Origin of the sequence: Fervidobacterium gondwanense DSM 13020 (assembly GCF_900143265.1) — a bacterium.
GTDB classification, from domain to species: Bacteria; Thermotogota; Thermotogae; order Thermotogales; family Fervidobacteriaceae; genus Fervidobacterium; species Fervidobacterium gondwanense.
Genome location: NZ_FRDJ01000005.1, coordinates 27202 through 48729, shown reverse-complemented (window position 1 = coordinate 48729; position 21528 = coordinate 27202). Strand labels below are relative to the sequence as shown.

Here is a 21528-nt window from a genome sequence, read left to right as displayed (position 1 = left end):
TGTATGTTCGATTACAAGATTCTCGAAGATGAAATGGAAGCTCTTAAGAATGAGGGACTTTTGATAAATATCCGCACGTTGGAATCACCGCAGGGAGCATGGATTGTAATCAATGGCAAGAGAGTACTTAATCTTTGTTCGAACAATTACCTCGGGTTTGCTAACGACGAAAGGCTGAAACAGGCAGCGATAAAAGCAACCCAAGAATGGGGTGTTGGACCTGGGGCTGTTAGAACGATCGCTGGTACGATGAAAATTCACGAAGAACTCGAAAAAGCGCTTGCAGAATTTAAAGGTGCCGATGCTACGATATTCCTTCAGTCAGGATTTATAGCAAACCAAGCAGCGATCCCGACAATTTTTGGAGATGAATCAGACGCTATCATTTCCGATGAGCTTAACCATGCGAGTATAATCGATGGTGTAAGGCTTTCAAAAGCCAAGAGGTATGTATACAAACACAACGACATGAACGAACTCGAAGCAAGGCTTAAGGAAGCGAGAGATGTTCAGAAAGCAAGAAGAATACTTATCGTTACTGATGGTGTTTTCAGTATGGATGGAGATATAGCACCACTGCCTGAGATAGTCGAGCTTGCAGACAAATACGGAGCTGCTGTAATGGTCGACGACGCACATGGTGAGGGTGTGCTTGGACGTGGTGGGCGCGGTATAGTGGATCATTTCGGGTTGCACGGCAGAGTTGATATGGAAATAGGCACGTTATCGAAAGCGTTCGGCGTGCTTGGTGGATACATTGCAGGTAAAGAAACGCTTGTCAGGTACTTGAAACAGAAAGCAAGACCATTCTTGTTCAGCACGGGCCTTACACCGGCAGATGTGGCTGCGTGTCTTGAAGCGGTCAAGATACTCCAAGAGAGCGACGAAAGAGTCAGAAAGCTCTGGGATAATGCTTCATACTTCAAAACTGAAATGAGAAAGCTGGGTTTTGACCTTGGCGTAAGTCAGACACCGATAACGCCAGTAATGCTTTACGATGCAAAGGTTGCAAGCCAATTCAGTAAAGAACTGTTTGAAGAAGGCATATTCGCTCAAGCGATAGGATACCCAACGGTGCCAAAAGGAAAAGCAAGAATAAGAGTAATGATAAGTGCGGTACACTCAAAAGAAGATCTCGACTTTGCACTTGAAAAATTTGAAAAGGTTGGGAAGAAATTGGCGGTGATATGATAAAATCAAACCGGGTGGTTCTCACCCGGTTTAATTTTGCACATTAGAGGTGAGGATTATGAAGCTCATCACTTATCCTCCGAACAGTGTTATATATAAAGAAGGTGAGGTTCCGCAATCGATTTACTACATAGTTAACGGCTCTATTAGCGTAAAGCTCTTTAGAAAAGAAAAACAGATAGAAAGCGGTACAATCGGTGAGTGGGGTATTTATAATATCCCTTCAGAAGAGAGCGTTGTTACACTTTCGGAAACTACACTCTATTCAGTGAATTCAAGTGAAATTCTTTCGTCCGAATATTCTGACAGAATATTGAGAAGCATGGTTTCCTCAATAGCCCAGCGATTGTTGGTTATAGATTCAGAGCTTGCAGAATCTCGGGAAATACCAGAATACGTTGGACCCGATAAACTGCGTTTTTTCAATAGACTGCACCCGGGGGCTTACAAATTGACTGATAATATCTTTCAAGATATCTTGCAATCCAAGAGATTTTATGTGGGCGGTTATTATAGAGAAGCGATGGAGATATTTGCTAAGATGATGGCTCAGGTGACAAGCGAAGAGCTCAAAAAGGAGATAATGGTATGGCATACTCTCCTAAGTATGGTAACGGATCCTGAAAGAGCCGAAATACACTTCAAGAGGCTCAATCCAAACGAATACAGCGATTTGCTTTCATATGCGTACCTTGTTAATTTCTTCAAAGGTGGTCAAAAGCAGGAGATACTTGAAATGTACATGAAAGCTGGTCTATTTGTTCCTGCCAATACCATAATTACGCTCGAGGGTGAAGCTGCTTTGGAAGGGTATTTGATATTGAAAGGATATCTGAAAGCAGTGAAACTTCTCGAAGACAAAGAAGTACTGCTTTCAATAGTTGGACCCGGAGAATTCGTGGGAGAAGGCGCTTTCTTGGATTCAAAAGTAAGGATGGTCACACTGTACACGCTTTCACCTACCGCATTCATCCCGCTCAATGCCGAGGTTATAAATAAGACGATTACTACAAACCCAGGCTTTATACTGAAGATATGCGAGTCTCAACTGAGAAGGATATCGCAAGTCAAGAGATTACTTGAGATACGGTATCAATCAAATCCAGCTCAAAGAACGATAAGCGCACTTAAGTACTTTTCCGAACTCTTTGGCAAGACAAAAATAACAGTGAGAGATATAGCGTATCTTGTCGATGTAAATTCCGAGAGAGTAATAGAGGAAGCTAAGCATCTTGGATTTAAAGTATCATTTGACGGCACGATTACTCTGTAGAGGACAGTCGTTGTTTTGGAGGAATTGCGATGGTAAGGATGATCAAAAATGTGAAAGTATTTGCTCCAGAATATTTAGGCGTCAAAGATATCGTATTCGATAAAGAGATTTTGTACGTGGGCGAAAGTATAAATACCGATGTACTGCCTTTCGAAATAGAAATCTATGATGCAAATGGTTTGTATTTGATTCCAGGCTTGATCGATCCTCATGTTCATATAACAGGCGGTGGTGGCGAAGGCGGATTTGTAACGAGAACACCCGAGTTGGATTTTTCTGAGTGTGTGAAGAATGGCATCACAACAGTGATTGGTTGTCTTGGAACTGATGGGATTACGAGAAGCCTTGAAAATTTGTATGCAAAGGCGAAATCGCTTGAAACGGAAGGTATAAACACCTATATTTATACAGGCTCATACAGGGTGCCACCTGTTACTTTCACTGGTTCGGTGATGAAGGATATAGTTCTAATTGATAAAGTCATAGGTGTTGGTGAAATAGCGATTTCTGATCACAGGTCATCCCAGCCAACGTTTGAGGAAATAGCCCGAATTGTGGCTGATACAAGGGTTGCATCGCTCTTATCTGGAAAGCCTGGAATTGTTAATTTCCATGTGGGAGCTGGAAGTAGTGGTATAGATTATCTGTTTAAACTTATCGATACGACCGAGATTCCAATTCACCATCTGTACCCAACGCACATGAGCCGGAATAGAACACTCTTTGAACAAGGGCTCGAATTTATCAAAAAGGGAGGAACGATAGATCTAACCGCTTTGCAACCAGAAGAGTTGCCTAATGAAATCGAATCATTTAATACAGTCAACTGCATCGTAGAGATTTATGAGAACAAAATGCTCGATAATGTCACTATCTCGTCAGATGGACAAGGAAGTCTTCCGAGATTTGACAAAGATGGTAGATTCTTAGGGCTATCTGTTGGAAGTGTATCATCTGTTCCCCATACGCTCAAGCGTGTGGTTGAAAAAGGCGTTCCGTTTGAAGATGCACTGAAGATATCAACGACCAACCCCGCGAAAGTTTTTAACATGAAAAAAGGCAAGATATCAAAAGGATATGATGCAGATTTTGTGGTTATTGATTTAGAATCATGGAAAATTAGCACAGTAGTCTCGCGTGGAGAATTCGTTATGAAAGATGGCATTGTGAAGCCCAGAATATTTAAATAGTCTTGTGTGTGGCTTTATAGTTGCCTATAATTGCCAAATTCACATTATGGGCAAGAAAAATATAATAAATCGTTTATAGCTTGCCTATTTTTGATTTTAAGCTCGTTCTTGTTTATTGAAAAAAGATGTATTAATAGTATACTAAAATATGAGATAAAACAAAAATATTAATAGTGGAGGCTAAGTATATGCTGGATCAGTTCGCTTTGTTTTTCCAAAGTACGGGCTTTGCACAGCTTACTATGGGTAATATTTTCATGTTAATTATCGCTGGTGTTCTGGTGTATGTTGCTGTGAAAAAAGATGCTGAACCTCTTCTCTTAATTCCTATTGCTTTCGGTATAATTTTCTCGAATATTCCTTTACTTGCGACTGGTGTTCTGGCTGAACCTCAGGTTTTAGAAAATGGTGGATTAGTTCCAGGTGGTTTTTTGTATTACATAAAGCAAGGACTTGATCTGGGTATATACCCGCCGCTTATATTCTTAGGTATAGGTGCGTTGACGGACTTTTCATTTATGCTTTCCTACCCGATAACTATTTTCCTTGGCGGTGCTGCTCAAATCGGTGTTTATTTAACATTTCTTTTAGCAAGAGCTTTCCATTTTACGTTCCCTGAGGCAGCGGCGATAGGAATAATAGGCGGTGCGGATGGTCCGACGTCGATTTATTTAGCAACTAAGTTTTCACCGGATTTGCTACCTATTATCGCTATCTCTGCTTACTCGTATATCGCATTGATACCTATTTTGCAGCCTCCGATATCTAAATTACTTACAACAAAAGATGAGCGAAAGATAAGGATGAAACCACCGAGAAAAGTTTCAAAAACAGAGAAAATAGTGTTTCCAATCATTACAACTGTTATAACGGCGTTGATAGTTCCGCAATCCTTAGCGCTTGTCGGTCCTTTGATGTTCGGTAATCTTCTCAGAGAAGTTGGAAATGTGAAAAGATTGGTTGAAGCAGCGAGTAAATACATACTGGATACTACGACGATCTTGCTCTGTCTTTCTGTCGGAGCGTCTGCTCGAGCCGATGTTTTCCTCAGTCCGAAATCGCTCTTGATATTTGGCATGGGAGCTTTTGCGTTTGTTACATGCATTATCTCGGGAATACTTTTTGCAAAACTCATGAACCTTTTCTTGAAAGATAAGATTAATCCGTTGATTGGTGGAGCGGGTGTTTCGGCAGTTCCTGACTCAGCAAGGGTTGCACAGAAGATAGCTCAGGAAGAAGATCCAACAAACTTCATTCTCATGCATGCTATGTCACCGAACGTTGCTGGTGTTATCGGTACAGCTGTGGCGGCTGGTATGTTCTTAGCGATGCTTAAGTAATAAACTATAAATGTAAAAAAGGAGGTAAACCCTCGTGGCAAAAAAGCAGTACAGGGTGGAAATCAAATATCAGTGGTGTAAAGCATGTGGAATCTGCTATCATATATGTCCAACAAAGACAATTATTAAAGGAGAATTAAATAAACCTGCAGTCCCAGATCACAGCACTTGTATAGGTTGTATGATGTGTGAAAACCTTTGCCCGGATTTCGTTATAAACATAGTTGAGATACAACCAGAAAACTCCAGTATTGAAAAAGAAGCTGAACAGAAGGTGGGTGTTGAAAATGCCTAAAAATTCTCGCATGGTCTTTTGGCAAGGAAATGAAGCCTGTGCCTACGGTGCCATAAGGGCTGGTTGCCGATTTTATGCAGGCTATCCGATAACCCCATCTTCCGAAATAGCCGAAGCGATGGCAAGAGAACTCCCAAAAGTTGGTGGCGTTTTCATACAGATGGAAGATGAAATAGCGAGTGCCGCAGCTATAATTGGTGCTTCGCTTGCAGGTACAAAGTCTATGACCGCGACAAGTGGTCCCGGGTTCAGCTTAATGCAAGAAGCCATAGGTTACGCAGTTATGACTGAAACGCCAACTGTATTTGTGAACGTAATGCGTGGCGGTCCCTCAACGGGTATGCCGACAAAACCAGCGCAAGGAGATATAATGCAGGCAAGGTGGGGAACGCACGGAGATCATGCGATCATTGCCCTCTATCCTTCAACTGTTGAAGAAGTGTATAAATACACGATCAAGGCTTTCAACTTAGCGGAAGAGTACAGAACACCAGTCATATTGTTAATGGACGAAGTGCTTGGACACATGTACGAGAATTTTATGCTTCCACCTGACAGTGAAATAGAAATTGTAGAAAGACTAACATCAAGAGAACTCGAAGAGGAAGAATTATTCGTACCTTTCAGCGAAAGTGAGTATGCTGAGAACTTACCGCCAACGTTGGTCGAGATGGGTAAGGCGAGATTCCATGTCTCGGGCCTTGTGCATGATGAATCAGGTTTCCCAATGGCAACAGCGGAGACCGCTGAAAAACTGATAAGAAGGCTTGTTAATAAAATAAAATTGCACATAGACAAGATTGCAGAGTGCGAGGAATTCATGACCGAAGATGCTGAAACAATAATAGTTGCCTACGGTTCGGTTGCAAGGTCTGCAAAGGAAGCAGTTAAAATGGCGAGGCAGGAAGGTATAAAGGTTGGCTTGCTCAGGCCGATAACAATATGGCCCATCCCAATAGAGAAAATGAGGAAAAAACTTTCGAGTGTTCAAAACGTCCTTGTTGCGGAGATGAATCTTGGGCAGTACGCGGGCGAAATTGCAAAGCTCATAAGACCTGGAACGAAGATGAGGCTTTTAAGCAGAGTAGGTGGTGAACTCATAGCACCTCACGAGATACTTAACGAGCTTAACAATATGCTCCTCGAAGGCATAGATTTTTGAAATACTTTTGTCTTTTGGTCATCCTCGCTTGGATGACCTTTTTTCTTTTTTGTGATAAAATATTATAGGTAAGTGAATTAACGATTTAAGGAGGAAAAAAGACGTGATTAGCAAATTGAAAAAACTTTTTGACAAGAACGAGTCTGAAATAAGAAAGGCACGAAAGTTGGTAGAGAAAATTAACTCCCTCGAAGAACAAGTGAGAAGAATGTCTTTCGAAGAAATGAAGAACTATATCTTAGAACATAAAGGAAAGCTCCAGAACTTTGAAGAACTTGAAGAGCATGTGGAAAAAGTTTTCGCATTTGTAAGAGAAGTTGCAAGGCGTACCGTTGGAATGAGGCATTTCGATGTGCAGCTTATAGGCGGAATAGTGCTCCACAAAGGTAAGATTGCTGAGATGAAGACCGGTGAAGGTAAGACGCTTGTCGCAACCGCACCAGTTGTGCTCAATTCTTTGATGAATAGGAATATCCACATGGTCACCGTTAACGATTACCTTGCAAAAAGGGATGCAATGTGGATGGGACCAATTTACCTCGCACTTGGGTTGAGGGTTGGAATTATAAATACCGCCGGGAAAGCCTACGAGGTAGTTTGGAAAAATCCGGAATTAGCTCAAAAAGGACTCGAAGAGAATTACTGCGTCTGGCCAGATGATTTCGATGGAGAATTTTTGTCCGATGAATTGAAAGTTAAAAAGGCTGTTGAAGCTTTTGAAGTCGATATAGTTGAGGTAAGTAAGAAGGAAGCTTACAGGTGCGATGTTACATACGGAACGAATTCTGAGTTTGGGTTTGATTACCTGCGAGATAATCTCGTTATCTCGCTCGAGGACAAAGTCCAAACCGGACATTTCTATGCGATAGTCGACGAGGTCGATAGCATACTCATAGATGAAGCAAGAACGCCGTTGATCATAAGCGGTCCTTCCAAGAACAATGCTTCCGTTTACAAACAATTCTATCAGATTGCAAAAAGACTTGAGAGAGACAAGCACTTTAAACTCGATGAAGAGCACAGAACGGTGCTCCTCACAGATGAAGGCATCGAATTTTTGGAAAAATTACTTGGCGTTGATAATTTGTACGATCCGGCGAACGTGAACAGTATTTACCATATAACGAATTCTCTGAAAGCGATACATCTTTTCAAAAAGGACGTTGATTACTTAGTTCACAACGGACAAGTCCTCATCGTCGATGAATTCACAGGGCGCGTTCTACCAGGAAGACGTTACAGTGGAGGCTTGCACCAAGCGATAGAGGCGAAAGAAGGAGTGCCTATAAAGGAAGAAAGTATTACGTATGCAACTATAACTTACCAGAATTACTTCAGAATGTACGAGAAACTCGCCGGTATGACTGGAACTGCGAAGACGGAAGAGGAAGAATTTAAATCGATATACGGTCTTGAAGTCGTTGTCATCCCAACGCACAAGCCTATGATTAGAAACGACAGAGACGACCTGATTTACCGAAGCGTAGACGAAAAATACAAAGCTATCGTTGAAGAGATTAAGAAAAGATACGAGAAAGGCCAGCCTGTTCTCATTGGAACGACGTCGATTGAGAAAAGTGAAAGGTTAAGCGAGATGCTGAGGCGTGAAAAGATTCCACATCAAGTTTTGAATGCGAAATACCACGAAAAAGAAGCGCAGATCATAGCCCAAGCAGGTCAAAAAGGAACGGTAACAATAGCAACTAACATGGCTGGAAGAGGAACGGACATCAAGTTAGGTCCAGGTGTGAAGGAACTCGGCGGTTTGTGCGTTATAGGTACTGAACGCCACGAGAGCAGAAGGATAGATAACCAGCTACGCGGTAGGTCAGGAAGACAAGGCGATCCGGGAGAGTCTATATTCTTCTTGTCTGTCGAAGATGATCTCATGAGAATCTTCGGTGGAGACAGGATACAAAAAGTTATGGACATGGTCAAGATAGAACCCGGACAGCCAATTTACCATCCGCTTTTGACAAAACTCATCGAACAGGTTCAGAAGAAAGTTGAAGGCATAAACTTCGGAGTTCGTAAATTCTTACTTGAACTTGATAGCGTCTTAGACACACAAAGAAGGGCGATTTATGGTTATCGAGATTACATACTTGAACACAACGTTGATAATTTCATAAACGAGGCGATTGAGAATTTTGTCCAGTCGAGAATCGATGAATTCTGTTCATCAATTGAATGGGATTTAGAAGGGTTGAAGAATTCCTTTGCCGTAATAAAAGATTATGTCAAAATAAACGAAAAAATCGACGATGTTGAAAAACTGAAAGCCGATTTAACGGCGCAGATCAGAGGATGGTACGAGGAGAAGAAGAAAGAATTTGGCGAAGATTTTGAACATGTCGCAAAGTTTATTGTACTAAGGATTATTGATGAAAACTGGAGACAGTACCTTGAAGAAGTGGAGCATGTCAAAGAGTCTGTAAGATTGAGAAGTTATGGACAAAAGGATCCAGTTCTTGAGTTTAAGAAAGAGACGTACGCGATGTTCACGGATATGATGTCGCGAAATTATGAACTTGCGGTTTCTTACCTACTCAATTTGAGAAGGGTGGACAATAAAGCAGAAGAAGAATCGAAGAAGGAACTTGCAAGAGTCAGCACAATTCATGATGAATTTAAACTTGTAGAAGACAAAACAGCTGATGGTAAGAAAAAACCAAAATTAAAAATAAAGAGAGATTAAAAAATCTGTCTGGGTGAGTGAGTAGGCATGAAAATCGAGGGCGTGATATTCAAAAGTGGAGAAATTCCAAAGAAGCTTTTTAAAATTCAGTACGGAACCATTAGGGAAACAAGGAATAAGACATATCACGATATATCGAAGGGTGATTATGTTGCTCTGGTCGAGTATCTTCTTGAGATACCGCTGGAAGAGGATGTCGTTGCATTGGAGGAAAGCGAGATAATTGACGTTTCACTTGAAGATGAATACGAAAATATAATAAATAAGATTCTTGAACTTAGGAAGATCCTTTACGAAACATCTGTGGATTTAGACAAAATAGTTCTTGATGATTTTAATTTCGAAACGCCTGATTTAGATGAGTACCTTGAACAAGTTGAATCGCTCTTAACTTTATCAGGAGGGGAATTGCCGGAGAATAAAGAAGAAGCGATCAAGTTTATAGAGAGCATTGAGGACGACAAGCTAATCACAAAGGTCAATTTGGTAAAGAAATTCTCAGACAAATTTCCAGACGAGCAGATTGGTGCGAAATTTTTAATAGAAACAGCGGCCAAAGTTTACATAGTGCTGAACGACAGGTACGTAGCGAAATCTCTGCTGAAAAAGGTGCTTCTAAGGTACTCTCATCTTAAAGACTATTGTTACGAAGCGGTCAAAACTCTTGAGAGCATATACAAGGATGAAGGTAACATCATTTACAGAAGGTATTCAAAGATTGCGCGGGTTTTAGAGGTGATGTTGCGTGGAAACTCTTGAATTCAGCGACGGTGAGAAGATCATAGAAAAAGATGACAGAAAGCCTTACATTTATATAATCAAGACTGGAACCGTTAAAGCTATCGTAGGTGGTTATGAAACACTCGTTAGTAGTGATCAAGCAGCTGATATGGTTGAAGTCTTTGGTCTTGAGGCTCTCGTCGGAGAACCTTATTCTGAAACGTGCATCGCTGTTGGGGCTGTTAAAGTGATACGTTGTGAAAAGAATGAATTTTTGGATATATATGCAAAAACAGAAGTTGGAAAGAATGCACTCAAAAACTTTATGAAACGCACGGCAAAAGCACTTGGATGGATTTGATAACCGTTTGGCAGGTTTTGACACACCAAGAGTGTATTGTAAAATAGAAGTAGATTCCAAGGGATAATTTTAATAAACTTTTAATAGACTTTTTGGGGGTGACTTGTTGTGCACACTAACCGAATAGATCACATAGGCATCGCTGTAAGAGATGCCTCAGAGAAGCTGAAGTTGTATAAGGATTTCTTAGGACTGGAAGTGACAGAAATAGAAGAGCTTCCTGAAAGAGGTTTGAGAGTGTATTTTATCAAAGTTGGCGACACTCGAGTAGAACTTCTTGAGCCGATGAACGAAAACTCTGAAGTGTCAGGCTTTCTCGAGAAAAAGGGCGAGGGAATTCACCATATAGCATTCAACGTCCATGGGATAGATGAGGCAGTCAAACTTGCTAAAGAGAACGGACTGCAACCTTTGTCTGAAGAGCCGAAAAAAGGTGCGGGCGGTACTCGTGTTCTTTTCCTGCACCCGAAGACAACAGGTGGGGTCCTTGTTGAATTAGTTGAAGGTGAACATTGAATTGTTAGTTGATTTAACTGATTTGATAGATGTATCGGAAGGAGTGGGAATTGATGGACGAACTCATTGAAAAGCTTAAACAGATGGAGGAAGAAATAGAGCTTGGCGGTGGAAAAGATAAGATAGAAAAGCAACATGCCGAAGGGAAGTTGACAGCAAGGGAAAGACTTGAGCTGCTCTTTGACGAAGGCACTTTCGAAGAGATAGATAAATTCGTAAAACACAGAAACGCAACTTTTGGACTCGATAAGATGAAGTTACCAGCTGATGGCGTTGTCACCGGTATTGGAAAAGTTAACGGAAGACCCGTTGCTGCATTTTCCCAGGACTTTACCGTAATGGGCGGTTCATTAGGCGAGATGCATGCAAAAAAGATAGTAAAAATAATGGACCTTGCGTTGAAAATGGGAATACCTCTTGTAGGTATTAATGATTCAGGTGGTGCGAGGATACAAGAGGGTGTTGATTCTTTATACGGTTACGGAGAGATATTCTTCAGAAACACGATTGCATCGGGAGTTATACCGCAGATTACGGTTATCTCCGGTCCGTGTGCAGGTGGTGCTGTGTATTCTCCTGCGATAACGGATTTTGTAGTGATGGTGGACCAGACTGCCCAGATGTTCATAACGGGTCCCAACGTCATAAAGGCAGTGACAGGAGAAGATATATCGAAAGAGGACCTCGGTGGTGCTTATGTGCACAACTCAAAGAGCGGAAATGCGCATTTCCTTGCTTCTGACGATAGACAGGCTATAGAGATGGTCAAGAAATTGCTTTCTTACATTCCTGAAAACAACATGGAAGAACCGGTTTCACAAGAAGAATATGTTACGCCCAATATCTCTGATATCCACACAATAGTTCCTATCGATTCGAGAAAAGGATTTGACGTTAGGGATGTTATAAAGAAAATAGTTGACGAAGGAACGTTCTTCGAAGTGCATGAGCATTTCGCAAAGAGCATAGTAGTTGGATTTGCAAGGATTGGCGGGAAATCGGTCGGTATAGTCGCAAACCAGCCAAATTATCTTGCCGGTGTGCTCGACATAGACTCATCAGATAAGGCGGCAAGATTCATAAGATTCTTAGACGCTTTCAACATACCGATAATTACATTTGTCGATACGCCTGGATATTTACCAGGAGTCAAACAAGAACATGGCGGAATAATAAGGCACGGTGCAAAATTGCTCTATGCATACAGCGAGGCAACTGTTCCGAAGATTACGATAATTCTCAGAAAGGCATACGGTGGGGCGTACATTGCAATGGGGAGCAAGCACCTTGGCGCTGACTTTGTTGCCGCATGGCCAACAGCCGAAATTGCGGTCATGGGACCAGATGGTGCGGCGAATATCATATTCAAGAAAGAAATAGACGCTTCAGAAAACCCAGAAGAAACAAGAAAGCAGAAGATAGAAGAATACAGACAGCTCTTCGCAAATCCATATGTTGCAGCCTCAAGAGGATACATAGATGCTGTCATCGACCCAAGAGAAACGCGTGAATGGATCGAAAAAGCTCTCGAATACAGTGCCACAAAAGTAGAATCAAGACCGAGGAAAAAACATGGCAACATACCTTTGTGATCGTTAGATTGAAAAAATAGTTAAGAAGCTAAGAGGTGATTGATTCATGCCACAAGAATTAGTAGTGATGATAGTAGGAGTTACAGCAGTTTTTGCCATATTCGTTGTTCTTTATTTTGTTTTCAAGCTGATGGAACTTTTTGGTGTAAGCAAGAACAAAAAAGTGAAATTGCCTTCGCAAGAACCTCGAGAAGCTGTTGAGACAGCGACTAAAAAAACCGATGAAGGGAAAAAACTATTCAGCGAAGCGAAAATCTCTGAGGCTTTAGATAATTTAGATAATACCGAAGAAATAGCGGCAATATTTGCAGCAATTTACGCAACGATAGGAACGAACGTCGTCGTAAGAAGTATAAGACCTGTGTCTAAAGGAGAAAGTAAAGTAAGGCACAAAGGTATTAGAGGATGGGATGAATGGAGAACATATGGTTGGAGAGGTGGAAATAGATGATTAGAAAATTCGTTGTTAGGGTGAATGGAAAAGAGTACGTCGTAGAGGTCGAAGAATTGGGAGCACAAGTGCAACAATCTGTGCAAGTATCTCAACCAACACAACCAGTGCAATCAACTCAGCAAGTAGCTGCAGGACCCACACAACAAATGCAGAGAACATCTGCTCCGTCGACAACACCGACAACACCAACTGTGCCAACTACACCAACAGCACCATCAAGTTCCGGCACAAGTGCTGGTGCGAAAATAGTGGCACCGATGTCTGGTGTGATACTGAAAATACTGGTTGGGGAAGGACAAAAAGTTGAGTACGGTCAGAAGGTTCTGATACTCGAAGCGATGAAGATGGAGAACGACATCGTAGCTGATAAACCGGGAGTTATTAAGAAGATACTCGTGAAAGAAGGAGACAACGTAGATACTGGACAAATAATGATTGAACTCGAATAATCTTTGGAAGATGGGTAAAATTCAGATAATCTAAAATTCAAGAATTCAAGCCGATGGACGACCATCGGCTTTTTATTTATTTTTTGATTATGATTTAAGCGTTTTTTAATACTTATTCCTTGCATTTTCCTATACATGGTTATAGAATGGTTTACCTTTGTAAATAATGGGACTATACTTGCGTAAAGGGAGAAGCGTTTCAAGAAAGGAGGGATGAGATATGAAGAAGTTATTAATCGTTCTCTTGATAGTTCTTGTCTTTACGGAGTTCGTAGCAGCTGGAAGCACCACCATTCAAATGAGTTCAAGTGGACAGTGGTCACAGACGCTCAAGTTTTCAGTAAAACACAAAATCGTTGTTACTTGGGAATACGATGTGTCATCAACATTCTTAGTCGATTATGATACCGGAACTGCAAGTGTTGGAGATATTCAATTCTGGTCTAATAAGAAATTCAAACTTTACTACGCTATAGGCAACCAACTTCCTACTGGCTTAGGAATTTCTGCAGTCCAAGTTGGCACGCAAGTTCTTTCAGACAATGCTAATAGTCCAACAGAAGTTCCTACAAAGTCTCTTGCCGGTGTATTAAGTGTAACGTTTACAGGTTATACAGACATTGAAGATGACTTTGACGTAAAACTCGATTTTACCTTCTTGCCGTTTTGATTAAGGATATGATTTTAATAAAAACTGAAAGAAGAGGGCTTCGTGCCCTCTTTTAATTTAAACAGTTTCGTAGGAAGTGGTATAATTTTAGAGCGAGAAGATGGTAGTAATAAGAAGGTGATCAAGAGAATGATAATAAAACGACAGTTCGAAAAAGGTGACAGCATTGAGCGGTTCAAGGTATTAGCGATTTTGCTTTTGATCATATCTTATCTATTCTGCGCTGAGCGGACTTTTGCTGAGCAGATAATAACAATTACTTGGTATTACGATGAGAGCCAGACTTTTGTAGTAAGTGAATACACCAAAACAGCGTCAGTTGGAGAAATTTATATTTATGCTTCGGTGAGCAGATTTAAGATGTATGTTGAACCTGTCGTATTGGATTCTCAAGATGTGGTCGTTAAAAGTGTTAACATAGGCAACACCAAAATATCAATGTCTCAAGATAAACCAACAAAAATAAATAACTTCATAAGAGGAATTCTATCTCTGCGTTTCGATTTAGATGAAGCAGCTGGAGACTTCCAAGTGTCTTTAACGTTTGTATTTTTGCCGTTTTGATTTTTAGCACCCTGGTATAACGGAGGTTGATTTTTTGACAAAAAGATTGTTTTTGGTGCTTTCTGTTGTTTTAATACCACTTTCGTTGTTTTCTAATGGTCCAGTTCATATAATATTTGGACCAAGCGGAGCTGTCTGGAGTCAGGTACTTACTTTCACTGTAAAGCCGGCAATAAAAATCTCGATGGACTACGATGAAAGTCAGCAGATTCTAACCGAGCAAATGGATTTAAAAACGGTTGTGGGAAGCATCACATTAGAATCAAGTAAGAAATTCAAATTTTCTGTGGACGTTTTATCCACTGACGGTGTTGCTCAAGAAATGAGAATACCTATAACAATTAGGTTAGGTAATAAAGTCATATCTTTGAGCCAAGCTACTGAATTCAATCCGAGAAAACAGTTTAGAATGACTTCTGTTTTCTTCATCATAAACTTGGAAGAACTTGAAAAAGAAGAATCTCCAGTGGTCCTTTCATTTACTTTTTTTCCGTTCTGACTAATTGGCTAAAGAGCTAAAAAAGCTTTCCTCACCAAGAAATTCCTCCAGTAACTGCAAAAAACTGACCTGACCATAAAGTTCCTAATCTGAATTCATAATCTTTCCCTCTGTATCTTGCTGTCACTCCATATCCCGTGGTTTCATAAAATGCATTCCCTTGGTTTCCGAATTTTATCAATGGAACGAGTGAGAAATCGCCAAAAGAGATAACAAAGTCTATTTCTGCCGTGATTGCAAATGAATTATCATTTATCGAATATCCTATTTTTGGATAAATCTCAAAAAGAGGAAGAGTAATCTTGTCGTGTACCAAAATGTAGATCTTTGAACTTGATACCTCAAACCCAATTCCTATGAAAGTATTATCCACTATTCTTGTTAGTATCTCTGCATACAAAGGTAAAAAGTCTTGACTGCTTACAACAACCGATGCTTTGTTCCTTTCATTCTGAATAGACAGTATGGTCGATGAACTGCTGTATGTTAGTTCAATATCGCTTTTTAGTTTTGTTAGATTGTAGTTATCTTTCTTCTCTACATACGTATAATTTCTTACTTCATCAGTATTTTCAATTTCCAATTTGTAGAATTCCAAGTATATCAGATATTGTCCAGACTCCAATATAGAGTATCCTGTGCCCTGACCTTCTCCGAATTTAATCTTTTCCTCTGCACTCTTCAAAATCGGTATACTGTTCAGCGGTAGTGTCCCCTCAGCTTCTTTTGTTCCGAACTTAATAAACTCGGTACCATCTTTGTTGATCAACCGTACAGTAACTTGTCCAAAACCACCTTCTATTGTCATTGTTGCAGCGATGGTTTCTGACAAAAGCAAGGTTGACTCTTCAACTTGAGCTTTGTAGATCGGGATAGATATGTAGCAATATTCTCTTGAATATTCGCTCACTCGTTCAACGATTCTTGGCAAAATGTATGCTATATTAGATTTGTCGATACTTTGGTTAGCATTTTTGTTTGCTGAAATCGTGAACTCGCTTTTTGAAATCGACAACAGCTTTACCAAAAGAATCGAAGAATCTTTGGAATCCTTCCTTACATCGAGCTGTGAAATGATAGAAAGCAATTCATCTGCCTTCTGATTGCTCGCCGAGTAAAACACATTTCGATTTTCAAAAACATAATTCTCAATGTCTAAAGTGTCCAAAACACTTTTGATAGTAAACGGGTCCAGGTATTTTGGCTCGTAGTTTGTGATATATCTTGGGTAATACCGTGTCTGCGAAAAAACGACATAAGTTTCTGAATCGATTTTCTCAAAATCAAAGCCGAGATTTAGAAGCAACATTTTCAGCGCAGTCTCTATATTAACGTTTTTCAAGTTGATAGTAATCTTAAGTTTAGAGAGTTCTAAAGGGTAAACTATGACGGAACTGGTTTCTGAAGATATGAAATCGAGAATCTCAGAAAGAGGCGTATTTGTAAAATCAAGAGTGACCGAAATGCCAACGGAAAATAAAAACGAAGAGATAAGAAAAAAGAGCAAACTGTATAGACTTCTTCTCATTTTCCATCAACTCCTGATTCTTGAACATATTCGTTCATATTCGACAACAAATCTATACTTCTTGCGACGATTACAAGGAACATAACATATCTTTTCTCTGATTCGATGTAATAGCTTTTGAAAAGACTACCTATTATCGGCAAATCTTTAAGAAATGCGATTCCACCTTCCTTTTGCACACTCTTGTCATAACTAAACGATCCAACCAAGTAAACCTTCCCGTATTCCAAGTTAACTGTTGACTGAAGTATCGCACCCCTTGTTTCAAAGTTCAACTCGTTGGCATCTGGAATTCCATCTAACTTCAAAGAGATTTCCATTACACAGCTGTTGTACAAAAATCTTGGGGTTATGGTCATCTCCATTGTTGTTATATTCTGCCCGCTTGTTAATTTACCATCTCCGAATTTTGAAATCGTAATACTTCTCTGAGCCGTTATCTTTGTTTGATAACCACTTAAAGCTTGGACTTTACCTTCGTATATGATTTAAAATCTTCCGAGTCTTCCTTGTTGTTAAGAAGAATATTTAGGTTTGTATCAGAAATTGGAATTTGCAACAAATTCGGCGCAAAGATTGACTGGCGTGAGGACGAGAAATCGAGCCGGAAGTTAAAGAGAAAGGCCTCGCTTATATCCGTAATCTTCACATAAACTTCGTAAGCTTGTTTCGGCTTGTCGATATCTGAAACAAAGCTTGCAATCTTCGAAGCTATCGGCGGTGGTGCAAACACTAAAAGATTATTCTGCTCAAAGGGTTTCAAAACGAAACTTTCAAGAGCCTTCGGCATGACAGCAATGATCTTCTCAGCAGAGCAAAACCTAAGCGGTATCTGATAGAATTTAGCAGTATTTAAAAAAGAAGATGCGTTTACATCCGAGATGCCGACAAAGTATACGTTTTCGAGCTTAGTCCAGTAGTAATTGTAAGGCATTAAAATCAAATCGAGGACTCTTTCAAAATCAGCATCTACTTGTATCGTAACTGCACCACTGATATTTGGTTCGTAAATGATAACAGCACCAGTATCAAGTGAAAGAATATTCAAAGCCTCTTTTATATTAGTGTTGAAAAACGATACTTCCAACGCAAACAAAAAAGGTAGAGAGTATATCATAATCAAAATAATTAAAAGAACCGGTGAAATTCTCTTCACAAAATCCCTCCTTCGAAGGTTTTTAAAGATCCATCAAAAGTCTTCGAGCGAGTTAGTTGTGTTTTCTCCATAAGGTCCGTACTTCACTTGTAGTTGGTTCTTGTTAATAACTGTCCCAAAATCGATGGTGAGTGTCTGCCCGGGGAAGATAACCAAAGATTCGCTGTTCAATTTCTGGTTGCCGTACATAACATCGAACTGTACAACGCAATTCCCTTCGTTGCTTACTACCAAACTTGAACCAAACTGGGATGATTCTAAATGACCTTCTAACAAGGCATTTATAGTCTTGCCTCGCAATACTACGTACGCAGGTTGAACATTCCTCAAAGTTGTTGACGATTCTGCTTGGAATTTTATTTCATATATCCTGTCTCCTGAGAAACCAAAGTCTTTTGTTGATGTTCTAACATTGAATGAAGTGGTCCTGTAAGGATAGATTATGGACTTTTTGGGGATAAACGAGAGTTCATCTGAATTGACAATTGGTATGATCGAATCTTTGATAAAAGAAAGGTTGCTTATTGTTAAACTGTATACTGTGTTTTTGTTCTTATCGTTAAAAATAACAAGTTGAGGTTCTGTCTTGACTATCATCAGGTTGTTTTTATTCTCGATTTTCTTTGAAGCACTTGTGCTAAAATCAAGACCATATGATTTTCCAGAGAGGTTGATATCTAACGTTCCAGACGGTAGCGTGCACGGTATGTAAAATGTGTAGTAAGTTCTTTTCTCAGGAAAGACAACAAGATCAAATGAATCAATAGGAACCTCAGCTATCGTTGTTTTTAGTTCTCTTGCTGAAACTAAGATAGAACCTTTTGGTATTAATCCGATATTTCCATTATTCTCAATTTCAAGTGTAATCAATGAACCATAATTTCCATATTCATCGTCTGGCTCTAAAGAGAGATCCCTCACTGAAATATCCTTAATTTTAACTGATTGAAATATCGGAACAACCGTGAACCTTATAAAGAACGGTACTATATAATTTAGGCGTATCTGTACCTTACCGCCAGTGGTACTTTCCTGAGAAATCCGCAATGCGAAGACACCAGTCGCACCCGGAAAATTCTGAGGCACGTTGAATTCCAACTTTACAGGCTTTTGTTCGTTCACAGCTAAAATGATCTCTTTTTCGTTTACCGACACGTGATTTCTCAAACTGTATTTATAGTCCGGTTCGTCGAACGAATAGCTTCGACCATCAGTTATGAAATCTATTACCTCGACAGTAACTTTACTTTCGTAAGGTATATCGTTCTTTACGTAGAGTTCGTAAGAGAATTGATATTTCGCACTCTCAATTTGATATATGAGGTTAGGTGATATTTCTAAGGCGAAGAGAAGAGTTACAAAACACGTAAATACCAAAATCATGAAAACTCTCAAATTCATACGCAAATCCCTCCGTTCCTTTCGTGCTAATGGACGTTAATTTGAAAAATCCTTTTTTTCATAAGAATCACTATTCCTGATTTTTATTATTTCTAAAACACCATTTTCATCAAGAATCTTTACAGCTTGTTCAGTCAGCCCTGCCCTTTTTAAGAAACCTTTGATAGTTTTTTCATACGACTTTGTCCCTTTTTCTAAAACAATGATAACAATGTCTTCAAAATCAACCAAAATGTCGCCTTTTCTGACCGAAAATCCAAATATTACTTCGTCTTTTCTGAGAAGTAATGGTATGAAATGCTTTTCTCTTGTCAATTTCTGCTGTTCAAGGATGGCTTTTAATTTTGTGATTGGATTATTTTCTTTATCGAGGTTCTTTTGAGAGGCAGGATAGTTTAATTCTTCAAACATCTTCTGGCAGGTTAGTCTATATTTTTTCACCCAATCATCGTTGATACCATCTAAAAGAGGACCGGTGTACATGCTTTCTGCTCTCTTCAAATCACCCGATTCTACCGCTTCAAGGAACTCTTTGTAGTCACTTTGAAAATGACTCTGCGCAATGTGCACAAAATCCCTTTCGCCGCTTAGATAATCGGTAGGTATTTTAAGTCTGTTCTCAAATAACACAGGAGAGTATTTAGGTTCTTCTTGGCATAATCTTTGTTATATCTAATCCAGAAAGTTTTGAAAAGTTCATCCTCAGATACTCTCGTTCTTCCAGATAGTACAAGGTAAAATAGGATCTTCAATGATTTCTGGGATTTGAATTTTTTAATCAACTTTCCATTAGAATACACCTTCCAATCTCCGAAAAACTTGATGTACATCACCTTAACCACCCCTGAACCAGGGTTGACGGTTCAATCATTCTTTCTTCATCTTGATCAAAGCGTGTATAGTTTCGGAATTCACAACTAATACCACTTCATTATCGCCAACAAACGAAACTTCACTGCAACCCTTAATTAGATTTAAAAGCATATCCGTTGGTATGTTCGTAATTCTCAAAATCCCCAATTCTTCATTAACTCCAAAGACATAATCACCAATGTTGACACGAACATAACCAGAGAGGCTTTCCAAGGTGCTCAAGTCTATAACGCTCATCTGCAATTCGGGAAAAATTCTTAACATTTTTAACTTTGATGCTGAAGAAAGAGTCTTTGACAAGTACAATTTTGAAAATAGGGAGAAGACTATAGATTTAAGCATGTCTCTATAACTCTCGACCCAAAGGTTTTCTATGAATGGAAGAAAGTGGCCACGATAAAGTGCCAATAAAGACTCAATATCCGTGTCTTCCAAAGCACTGTGTTTCATTTTCTCTTCCACCTTCTCAACTTCCTTAGGCAAAACTTTTATATCACAGCTGTCTCTAAATTCTGAGCTAATTCTTCCTTCAGATACGTTTATATCAACATTATCACACACCTTCGCTCTTAGATTTTTTAAGATCTTCCTTACGTATGCAATTTCATAACGTCCTTTTTCTTCTAAAATATCATATAACTCATTTATGTAAAATCTCTCTTTGACCGCACAATAGGCAAGAGCTATCAATTCGTTCTTAGATAATTCCAGCTCGTTGCAATTACCTATAGAGAAATCGCCGAGAAACCTAATCATTTCGAATCCTCCCTAAGTGCGAGCGTTAAAAACCGACGTAGCGTACTGGGTGCAAAGATAAATAACAATTAAAAAATCTTTCAAAATCGTAAATAGACAATCTTTATCATATTTTAGAATATTTGATAGTATTTGATTAATTTTACACCTAAACAGACTGTTTAAGCACGAAAATACATTACGTTTTAGTAAAGTAATTGTAAATTTTTAACACATAAGTTGGATTTTTTCAAATCCCAATAAACCTTGGTGTAAGTTTGCATGCGATTTTGTGTAAGTAGAGAACGATGCCAAAAAACGTCTGAAAAGAACTTTCCGTTTTATCGAAACTCTAATTCAAGGCTCTTGGGCTTTTTTTCTACTTTGAATCTTTTATCTTGTGTGATAGAATAAAACTAAATAAAAGTATCGATTTTATCGGAAGGGGTGAGCGCTTGTGGATAAGAAAATTAGGGTGTTGATTGCTAAGCCCGGTCTTGATGGACACGACAGAGGAGCGAAAGTTGTCGCTCGTGGTCTTAGAGATGCAGGTATGGAAGTAATATACACCGGTTTAAGACAGACTCCTGAGGAAATTGTGAGAGCTGCTATGCAGGAAGATGTTGATATAATCGGGCTTTCAATACTTTCAGGCGCACATATGAGTGTCTGTAAGAAAGTCTTTGAGCTTATGGATCAGTACGATTTCCACGTTCCTGTTTTCGTTGGTGGCATCATTCCAGCAGACGATGCTGAGGAATTGTTAAAGATGGGAATAAAAGCTGTTTTTGGACCTGGAACGCCTATTTCCGAAGTTGTGAAAAAGATACAAGAAGTTGTCGAACAAGGAGTTGCGTAATA

The 21528-nt window shown here is 39.5% G+C and carries 24 protein-coding genes; 17 read left to right on the top strand and 7 right to left on the bottom strand.

All coding sequences use genetic code 11. The features are described from left to right. Window positions 1-3: 3 nt before the first annotated feature. The 16 genes from BUA11_RS05680 (at window position 4) to BUA11_RS05605 (ending at window position 14974) form a co-directional block, all read left to right on the top strand. Window positions 4-1191, top strand: a complete 1188-nt coding sequence (locus BUA11_RS05680) for a glycine C-acetyltransferase (protein ID WP_072759313.1) — start codon at window positions 4-6, stop codon at window positions 1189-1191. A 58-nt stretch (window positions 1192-1249) separates the two neighbouring features. Further along, window positions 1250-2464: a cyclic nucleotide-binding domain-containing protein gene (locus BUA11_RS05675; protein ID WP_072759311.1), complete on the top strand. Its 1215-nt coding sequence runs from the start codon at window positions 1250-1252 to the stop codon at window positions 2462-2464. Window positions 2465-2493: 29 nt separating this feature from the next. Next, on the top strand, window positions 2494-3654 hold the full coding sequence (gene iadA, locus BUA11_RS05670; protein ID WP_072759309.1) for a beta-aspartyl-peptidase: 1161 nt from the start codon (window positions 2494-2496) through the stop codon (window positions 3652-3654). 188 nt (window positions 3655-3842) lie between these two features. Next, entirely contained in the window at window positions 3843-4994 is a 1152-nt protein-coding gene (locus BUA11_RS05665) for a sodium ion-translocating decarboxylase subunit beta (RefSeq protein ID WP_072759307.1), read from the top strand. 34 nt (window positions 4995-5028) lie between these two features. Further along, window positions 5029-5289 (top strand): ferredoxin family protein, encoded by a 261-nt coding sequence (locus BUA11_RS05660; protein ID WP_072759305.1) that lies wholly within the window; start codon window positions 5029-5031, stop codon window positions 5287-5289. Beyond that, window positions 5282-6451, top strand: a complete 1170-nt coding sequence (locus BUA11_RS05655; RefSeq protein WP_072759303.1) for a 2-oxoacid:acceptor oxidoreductase subunit alpha — start codon at window positions 5282-5284, stop codon at window positions 6449-6451. The genes BUA11_RS05660 and BUA11_RS05655 overlap by 8 nt, the downstream gene beginning before the upstream one ends. Window positions 6452-6554: 103 nt before the next feature. After that, a complete protein-coding gene (gene secA / locus BUA11_RS05650) occupies window positions 6555-9149 on the top strand; it encodes a preprotein translocase subunit SecA (protein ID WP_084634376.1) in 2595 nt (864 codons plus the stop codon). A gap of 27 nt (window positions 9150-9176) precedes the next feature. Next, window positions 9177-9908, top strand: a complete 732-nt coding sequence (locus BUA11_RS05645; protein ID WP_072759300.1) for a cyclic nucleotide-binding domain-containing protein — start codon at window positions 9177-9179, stop codon at window positions 9906-9908. Next, on the top strand, window positions 9895-10230 hold the full coding sequence (locus tag BUA11_RS05640) for a cyclic nucleotide-binding domain-containing protein (protein WP_072759298.1): 336 nt from the start codon (window positions 9895-9897) through the stop codon (window positions 10228-10230). Before BUA11_RS05645 ends, BUA11_RS05640 begins: the two co-directional genes overlap by 14 nt. Window positions 10231-10338: 108 nt before the next feature. After that, complete coding sequence (gene mce / locus BUA11_RS05635; protein ID WP_072759296.1) at window positions 10339-10746, top strand: methylmalonyl-CoA epimerase; 408 nt, start codon at window positions 10339-10341, stop codon at window positions 10744-10746. Between the two features lie 53 nt (window positions 10747-10799). Then, window positions 10800-12338, top strand: coding sequence for an acyl-CoA carboxylase subunit beta (locus BUA11_RS05630; protein ID WP_072759294.1), 1539 nt, complete (start codon window positions 10800-10802; stop codon window positions 12336-12338). A 46-nt stretch (window positions 12339-12384) separates the two neighbouring features. Beyond that, a complete protein-coding gene (locus BUA11_RS05625) occupies window positions 12385-12789 on the top strand; it encodes an OadG family protein (RefSeq protein WP_072759292.1) in 405 nt (134 codons plus the stop codon). Next, window positions 12786-13241, top strand: a complete 456-nt coding sequence (locus tag BUA11_RS05620; protein WP_072759291.1) for a biotin/lipoyl-containing protein — start codon at window positions 12786-12788, stop codon at window positions 13239-13241. Before BUA11_RS05625 ends, BUA11_RS05620 begins: the two co-directional genes overlap by 4 nt. A gap of 220 nt (window positions 13242-13461) precedes the next feature. After that, window positions 13462-13911 carry a hypothetical protein gene (locus BUA11_RS05615; protein ID WP_072759289.1) on the top strand — a complete coding sequence of 150 codons (450 nt, stop codon included), beginning with the start codon at window positions 13462-13464 and terminating at the stop codon, window positions 13909-13911. Window positions 13912-14040: 129 nt separating this feature from the next. Next, window positions 14041-14475 (top strand): hypothetical protein, encoded by a 435-nt coding sequence (locus BUA11_RS05610; RefSeq protein ID WP_143145288.1) that lies wholly within the window; start codon window positions 14041-14043, stop codon window positions 14473-14475. A 34-nt stretch (window positions 14476-14509) separates the two neighbouring features. Beyond that, window positions 14510-14974: a hypothetical protein gene (locus tag BUA11_RS05605; protein WP_072759285.1), complete on the top strand. Its 465-nt coding sequence runs from the start codon at window positions 14510-14512 to the stop codon at window positions 14972-14974. A 31-nt stretch (window positions 14975-15005) separates the two neighbouring features. Here the strand turns inward: BUA11_RS05605 and BUA11_RS05600 are convergent, their stop codons facing one another. The 7 genes from BUA11_RS05600 to BUA11_RS05570 are packed head-to-tail and all read right to left on the bottom strand — an operon-like array spanning window position 15006 to window position 20688. Then, entirely contained in the window at window positions 15006-16502 is a 1497-nt protein-coding gene (locus tag BUA11_RS05600; RefSeq protein ID WP_072759282.1) for an STN domain-containing protein, read from the bottom strand. Then, window positions 16499-16918 carry a hypothetical protein gene (locus tag BUA11_RS05595; RefSeq protein ID WP_245789576.1) on the bottom strand — a complete coding sequence of 140 codons (420 nt, stop codon included), beginning with the start codon at window positions 16916-16918 and terminating at the stop codon, window positions 16499-16501. The genes BUA11_RS05600 and BUA11_RS05595 overlap by 4 nt, the downstream gene beginning before the upstream one ends. A gap of 41 nt (window positions 16919-16959) precedes the next feature. Beyond that, the gene (locus BUA11_RS05590) at window positions 16960-17658 is read right to left on the bottom strand and encodes a hypothetical protein (RefSeq protein ID WP_072759278.1); all 699 of its coding nucleotides are present in this window, start codon (window positions 17656-17658) and stop codon (window positions 16960-16962) included. Between the two features lie 33 nt (window positions 17659-17691). After that, entirely contained in the window at window positions 17692-19059 is a 1368-nt protein-coding gene (locus BUA11_RS05585; RefSeq protein ID WP_084634374.1) for a hypothetical protein, read from the bottom strand. Window positions 19060-19095: 36 nt separating this feature from the next. After that, a complete protein-coding gene (locus BUA11_RS05580; RefSeq protein WP_072759276.1) occupies window positions 19096-19629 on the bottom strand; it encodes a hypothetical protein in 534 nt (177 codons plus the stop codon). Between the two features lie 17 nt (window positions 19630-19646). Beyond that, complete coding sequence (locus BUA11_RS05575) at window positions 19647-19889, bottom strand: hypothetical protein (RefSeq protein WP_072759274.1); 243 nt, start codon at window positions 19887-19889, stop codon at window positions 19647-19649. 37 nt (window positions 19890-19926) lie between these two features. Further along, window positions 19927-20688, bottom strand: coding sequence for a hypothetical protein (locus BUA11_RS05570; protein WP_072759272.1), 762 nt, complete (start codon window positions 20686-20688; stop codon window positions 19927-19929). 436 nt (window positions 20689-21124) lie between these two features. Between BUA11_RS05570 and BUA11_RS05565 the strand changes: the two genes are divergently transcribed. Next, window positions 21125-21526, top strand: coding sequence for a cobalamin B12-binding domain-containing protein (locus BUA11_RS05565; protein ID WP_072759270.1), 402 nt, complete (start codon window positions 21125-21127; stop codon window positions 21524-21526). Window positions 21527-21528: the final 2 nt, after the last annotated feature.

Excerpts from the sequence above, each read along its gene's own strand:
- BUA11_RS05680 (WP_072759313.1), top strand. The coding sequence starts at position 4 with ATGTTCGATTACAAGATTCTCGAAGATGAAATGGAAGCTCTTAAGAAT.
- BUA11_RS05675 (WP_072759311.1), top strand. The coding sequence starts at position 1,250 with ATGAAGCTCATCACTTATCCTCCGAACAGTGTTATATATAAAGAAGGT.
- iadA (WP_072759309.1), top strand. The coding sequence starts at position 2,494 with ATGGTAAGGATGATCAAAAATGTGAAAGTATTTGCTCCAGAATATTTA.
- BUA11_RS05665 (WP_072759307.1), top strand. The coding sequence starts at position 3,843 with ATGCTGGATCAGTTCGCTTTGTTTTTCCAAAGTACGGGCTTTGCACAG.
- BUA11_RS05655 (WP_072759303.1), top strand. The coding sequence starts at position 5,282 with ATGCCTAAAAATTCTCGCATGGTCTTTTGGCAAGGAAATGAAGCCTGT.
- BUA11_RS05645 (WP_072759300.1), top strand. The coding sequence starts at position 9,177 with ATGAAAATCGAGGGCGTGATATTCAAAAGTGGAGAAATTCCAAAGAAG.
- BUA11_RS05630 (WP_072759294.1), top strand. The coding sequence starts at position 10,800 with ATGGACGAACTCATTGAAAAGCTTAAACAGATGGAGGAAGAAATAGAG.
- BUA11_RS05625 (WP_072759292.1), top strand. The coding sequence starts at position 12,385 with ATGCCACAAGAATTAGTAGTGATGATAGTAGGAGTTACAGCAGTTTTT.
- BUA11_RS05620 (WP_072759291.1), top strand. The coding sequence starts at position 12,786 with ATGATTAGAAAATTCGTTGTTAGGGTGAATGGAAAAGAGTACGTCGTA.
- BUA11_RS05615 (WP_072759289.1), top strand. The coding sequence starts at position 13,462 with ATGAAGAAGTTATTAATCGTTCTCTTGATAGTTCTTGTCTTTACGGAG.
- BUA11_RS05610 (WP_143145288.1), top strand. The coding sequence starts at position 14,041 with ATGATAATAAAACGACAGTTCGAAAAAGGTGACAGCATTGAGCGGTTC.
- BUA11_RS05600 (WP_072759282.1), bottom strand. The coding sequence starts at position 16,502 with ATGAGAAGAAGTCTATACAGTTTGCTCTTTTTTCTTATCTCTTCGTTT.
- BUA11_RS05585 (WP_084634374.1), bottom strand. The coding sequence starts at position 19,059 with ATGAATTTGAGAGTTTTCATGATTTTGGTATTTACGTGTTTTGTAACT.
- BUA11_RS05575 (WP_072759274.1), bottom strand. The coding sequence starts at position 19,889 with ATGTACATCAAGTTTTTCGGAGATTGGAAGGTGTATTCTAATGGAAAG.
- BUA11_RS05570 (WP_072759272.1), bottom strand. The coding sequence starts at position 20,688 with ATGATTAGGTTTCTCGGCGATTTCTCTATAGGTAATTGCAACGAGCTG.